The following is a 479-nucleotide window of genomic DNA, read 5'->3' on the forward strand; positions in this document are numbered from 1 at the left end:
CGTGCGCGCCGGTGTCGAGGATGCCGGGCTCGTAGCCGTGCTGCGTGGGCACCTGCTCCTGCGGGGCCACGGGGACACCGTGCGCGGGGGTGCCGGTGAGCTGGTCCAGCGGGACGCCGTGGGCAGGGGTGCCCGTCGGCTGCTCCACCGGGACGCCGTGCGCGGGAGTGCCGGTGACCTGGTCCACGGGGACACCGTGCGCCGGGGTGCCGACGAGCGGGACGCCGTGCGCCGGAGTGCCGAGCGGCTGGTCCGTGGGGACGCCGTGCGCCGGGACGCCCTGCGGCGGGGTCTGGTGCTGCGGGGCCGTGAGGACGTCGGCGAGGGCGACGGAGTCCAGCGGGGCCGTGAGCGGGTCCGGCAGCGGGTCGGTGAGCGGGTCACCGATCACGGCCGGCGCCTCGGGGGCCGTCGGATGCACGGCCGGCACGCCCTGGTGGGGGGCCGACTGGTTCGGGACCACGGGTGCCGCCGGCGGC

General features: G+C 78.9%; 1 pseudogene. It reads right to left on the reverse strand.

From position 1 onward, the window contains the following. Window positions 1–391 (reverse strand): annotated as a pseudogene (locus AOK00_RS38495) (hypothetical protein); the annotation flags it as partial. Window positions 392–479: the final 88 nt, after the last annotated feature.

It is taken from the genome of Streptomyces aureus (assembly GCF_001418135.1).
GTDB classification, from domain to species: domain Bacteria; phylum Actinomycetota; class Actinomycetes; order Streptomycetales; family Streptomycetaceae; genus Streptomyces; species Streptomyces aureus_A.